The 4,379-nt window shown below is 66.6% G+C and carries 4 protein-coding genes and 1 pseudogene; 3 read left to right on the top strand and 2 right to left on the bottom strand.

Annotated features, from left to right (window positions below; genetic code table 11):
• Positions 1-111: 111 nt before the first annotated feature.
• Positions 112-567, bottom strand: a pseudogene (locus ACIRRA_RS44365) (helix-turn-helix domain-containing protein); the annotation flags it as partial.
• A gap of 111 nt (positions 568-678) precedes the next feature.
• Here ACIRRA_RS44365 and ACIRRA_RS44370 point away from each other — a divergent pair.
• The 3 genes from ACIRRA_RS44370 (at position 679) to ACIRRA_RS44380 (ending at position 3,547) form a co-directional block, all read left to right on the top strand.
• On the top strand, positions 679-876 hold the full coding sequence (locus tag ACIRRA_RS44370) for a tyrosine-type recombinase/integrase (protein ID WP_402781672.1): 198 nt from the start codon (positions 679-681) through the stop codon (positions 874-876).
• Positions 873-1,202 (top strand): helix-turn-helix domain-containing protein, encoded by a 330-nt coding sequence (locus ACIRRA_RS44375; protein WP_402781642.1) that lies wholly within the window; start codon positions 873-875, stop codon positions 1,200-1,202. Before ACIRRA_RS44370 ends, ACIRRA_RS44375 begins: the two co-directional genes overlap by 4 nt.
• Positions 1,203-1,393: 191 nt before the next feature.
• A complete protein-coding gene (locus tag ACIRRA_RS44380; protein WP_402781645.1) occupies positions 1,394-3,547 on the top strand; it encodes a hypothetical protein in 2,154 nt (717 codons plus the stop codon).
• A 197-nt stretch (positions 3,548-3,744) separates the two neighbouring features.
• On the opposite strand, the gene ACIRRA_RS44385 is transcribed toward ACIRRA_RS44380, so the two are convergent.
• On the bottom strand, positions 3,745-4,379 hold a 635-nt coding region (locus tag ACIRRA_RS44385), incomplete at its 5' end, for a YncE family protein (protein ID WP_402781648.1).

The following is a 4,379-nucleotide window of genomic DNA, read 5'->3' on the forward strand; positions in this document are numbered from 1 at the left end:
CCGCAAGACAGCTCGACGAACCCATGCATCGAACCCCGGTCCGCCGCGCGGCCGGGGTTCGATCAGTACACCGCCATCGACGACTGCCATCAGGCAGGGCTGCAACAGAATTCAAGGCCCAATAGGTATCGCAGCCGCGGGTTCGCTCCGGTGTTCTGCTCGTTGTTTTGCTTGCGCCCTCCAGGTGCGGGCGGTGACGCCGAAGTGTTGGCGGAACCAGCGGGAGAAGCTGTTGGGGGTGGAGAAGGCGAGCATCTGGGCGATCTCGGTCAGTGAGTAGCGGTCGTCGGCGACCAGGCGTTGTGCGAGTTCGATTCTGGTCGAGTTGAGCACGGAGGTGAATGTCTGGCCGGATTGAGCGGGGTGTCGGTGCACGGTCTTTCGGTCGACGCCGAGGCGGCGTGAGACCTGGTCGAGCGAGCATCGTCCCGTGGGGAGGAGTAGTTCGATGAGTTCACGGACTCGTGTGAGGACTGTTGGTGGGCTGGTGGTCTCGACGGATTCGAGCAGTGCGCGTGTGTAGGACCGCAGCATCGGGTCCGACATGCGGTTCGGTTTCCTGAGATCGCTTGTGGTGCAGAGCCCGGTGGCGGGCACGATCGCCGGGGCGATCGGAAGATTCACGACGCGGCGGCCCGGTATCTCACCGGCCCGGTAACCGATCTGTTCCCGCATCTGCTGCGGCACGCATGCGCCACCCACAACTACGAGCGCGGGATGTCGTTGTGGGAGATCCAGAAGCTCCTCGGCCACGACTGGGCCACCACAACGCTTCGGTACATGGCCACCGCCCGCGCCGATCCGGAATACGCCAATCTCACCGCCAGCGACCGCGCCGCGCAGCGGCTGATCATGGACATGGGGAATCTTCGATGAAATGGAATCTGCGCATGATCGCCGCCCAGCGGGATCTGTGGCGGCCGGTACAGGTGCTGGCCGCGTTCGAACAGGTGGGATTTCGGCCCTCGCTGAGCAAGGTTGCCGCCATGTGGTCGGGTACGCCGGTCACGGTGCGGCTCGAGGATCTGGACAAGATCTGCGCGGCACTGGATTGCACCGTCGCTGATCTGCTCGTCGCCGAACCGCTTGCGGCGTCGGTGCCGGAGACTCGAGCGGTCGGTGAGACACCGGCCGCGGCGACGCCGACGCGACCGACGGCCCGCCCCAAAGCGGGGCAGCGCCGGTCATTGCCGCCGAATTAGCCAGGCGCGCACCGATGCTCACGGTCCGCATCGGCCAGTGCCCGGAATGCTGCGGATGGGGCGTGTTGAGGCAAGGCCGGTACTGCAGCTCCTGTGACAGTTGGCGGGTCCGTTACCCGCAACGGGCACCATGTGCTCGCTGTCGCCACCAAGGCCACCTCAATCCGGAAAGGGTGTGCCGTGGTTGCCTGTTGGCGCTACGGGCCGAGGCCGACGGGGAATGGCTCGCCAACCCGTCCCTGGCCCGGTCCCGTCAGCTGAGCCTGATCGTGTCCGGGCCGGGAATGCCCCAACGCCTCGCCGCCGCGCAGAGACTGCGAAAGCCCTCGCTGCGCAAAGCTTCCCAGACACGCGACCGCGCGAAGTGGTGTCAGCCGCGGCGCGAGCCGACCGAGCGTGACGACCCGCGGATCTGTCCACCGGCCCCACCCGGGCAGCTGACGTTGTTCTCCCCACGCAGGGACTTACGGCTGGCCATGGCCCGGCGAATCCTGCACCGGCTGCCGGAGGGCTACGACAAGGCGCTACCGCTGGTGCACGCCTATGCCGCCGAGCGTCGCTACAGCAGGCCATGGAAGTCCCAATGCCAGATGATGATTCAGCTCGCCCTGGCGGTACGTGATGCCGATGGCCGCGATCTGGTCGCCGTCGAGTCGCTCGAGGATCTGCAGTACTACAGCCGCCAAGTTCGTGAGATCCTGCAACACGCCGGGCTGCTCGATGTCTCGCCGGCGCATGCACGGCCGCTGGCGGGATCGGCTCCGGCACGGCGACTCACACCGGTGGGCCGTTCCTGTGCCGACTGCCTGACCTGGTTTCCTGCGGCCACCGCTGTGTACTGCCGAGGCTGTCTGAAGTGGAGACGCACGAAAATCCACATCGTCGGAGCCTGCGGCCGGTGTGGACGCGGGCCGCTTCCACTCAGCGACGATGGGCATTCTCGCTGCCGTGCCTGCACCGCTCACGTGGCCGCCTTCGGCGAACGGCACGACGGTGAGGCGACGATACAGCTGTGGCTCGGGGTATTGCCCCGGGGTGCGGCACAACCGAATCACCAAGCCCCCGAAGAGATCAGCAGCGCGCCACACGATACGCGGTCCATCTCCGAGCATCTGGTCGACCCCGATCAAGTGGAGCTGTTTCCCGTTCGCCGCGACTGGTCGGCGGTCGCGCACTGGCCCGTCGAGCAAATGCCGGGTCTCACACCCGCGGCTCAACTGCTGGCCGACGAACTCGCTGCGCGGGCTCGCGAGCAGAGTTGGAGCACCTATCCCGCTCGCAAGGCGATCCATACCCTGAGCACGGTGCTGGGCTGGACGGGTGCAGACGTGCCGGTGCACGAGTCCGACATCGTCGCTCTCATGACCGCGGACTCCGCGCGGTACAGCGCACGCAGAGCGTGTCAGTTCCTCGAATCACGCGGTCTGCTGGTCCCCGACCCCGAACTGCGCCGCGATGTCCACGAGCAGGCCATCACCGCGATGCTCGAACGGCTACCGCAGGGATTCGCCACCGAGTTAGCGGTCTGGGTCGAGGTCGAACGCGGACACGGGCACCGCAGCAGACGCCGGAAACGCAGCTTCTGCAGCATCCGCCGCTACCTGAGCGAGATCATGCCCGTCCTGCGAGAGTGGGCCGAGCGGGTCGAGAGCCTCAAACAGATCACCACCGACGACGTAAAAGCCGCCATCGCGGCCCGAAAAGGCAACGCTGCCCGCTCGATTCACATCGAATTGCGCAACGTGTTCCGCGCACTGCGCCACGAGCGAGTGATCTTCCGAGATCCGACCCGAGGCTTGACGTTCCCCGCAATCAGCACCGTGCCCGCCGTAGTTGGCTCCGACCGCCTACGCGGACTGATCGATCACACCGACGGCGCGTTCGCCCGCCTGGTCATCGCCCTGGTCGCAGTCCACGCCCTACCCACCTGCGACCTACGGCGTCTGCTGCTCGACGACTTGGACCTCGCGCGCGGCAGGTTGATCGTGCGCCGACCCGGCCGCGTGCATACGGTGTGGCTCGACACCCTGACCCACCAGCTCGCCGGACAGTGGCTGGCCGAACGCCACCGGCGCTGGCCGGCCAGCACGAACCCACACCTGCTGATCAACCAGCAGACCGCCTTCCACACCCAGCACCCGCCGATCGGCGTATCGATGCCCCAGAGGGTCTTCGCCACCCACGGCCTGGCCGTCGGGCAGGTGCGTCAGGATCGGATTCTCGATGAGGCCCACCACAGCGCCGACCCCCTGCATCTGATGCGGCTGTTCGGCATCAGCGACTCCACCGCCATGCGATACGTCACCGCCGCCCATCCCGAACGCACCTCAGCCCTGCCCCGGTAGCGGATGCACCGGGCTTCCGCTGCCCCGGCCGGGGCTTGATCAGTTCGTTAGTCAGGGCCGCTAGCGTAGGCGGCATAGTCGGCAGGATGGTCAGGGCTGCCCCGATGTAGGCCGTCGCATGGGTCGGCTTTCTCCTGCTCTGGCCCAAGATCAGATGCTGGCCGGGGGCTTCGTCCGCGTCGGATTCTCCCGAATCCTCAATGTTGAATCACCGACACCGTGTTGTCGTCATTGTTAGCGACGTAGACGGTGTGGCCGGCGGGGTCGACCGCCACCCCAACCGGGCCCTTGCCGACTGGGATGGTGGCGGTGACTGTACGAGTATTGGTGTCGATCACCGACACCGATTTATCGCCGCTGTTGGTGACGTAGACGCTGCGGCCGGTGGGGTCCACCGCCACCCCCTGCGGCTGGTTGCCGACTGGGATGGTGGCAGTGACGGTACGAGCGCTGGTGTCGATCACCGACACCAGATTGTCACCAACGTAAGCGGTGACGTAGGCGGAGTGGCCGGCGGGGTCCACCGCCACCCCAACCGGGTTCTCGCCCAAGGTATCGACATGGATCGTGGCACTGACGGTGCGGGCGGTGGTGTCGATCACCGACACCGAATCGGCGCCGTAGTAGGTGACGTAGGCGGTGTGGCCGGTGGTGTCCACCGCCACCCCCTGCGGGTAACTGCCGACGTGGATGGTGGCGGTGACTGTACGAGTATCGGTGTCGATCACCGACACCGATTCGTCACCGGTGGTGACGTAGGCGGTGTGGCCGGTGGTGTCCACCGCCACCCCCCACGGGCCCCTGCCGACGGGGATGGTGGCGGTGACGTACG

The organism is Nocardia sp. NPDC101769 (assembly GCF_044766925.1).
Taxonomy (GTDB): domain Bacteria; phylum Actinomycetota; class Actinomycetes; order Mycobacteriales; family Mycobacteriaceae; genus Nocardia.

Excerpts from the sequence above, each read along its gene's own strand:
- ACIRRA_RS44375 (WP_402781642.1), top strand. The coding sequence starts at position 873 with ATGAAATGGAATCTGCGCATGATCGCCGCCCAGCGGGATCTGTGGCGG.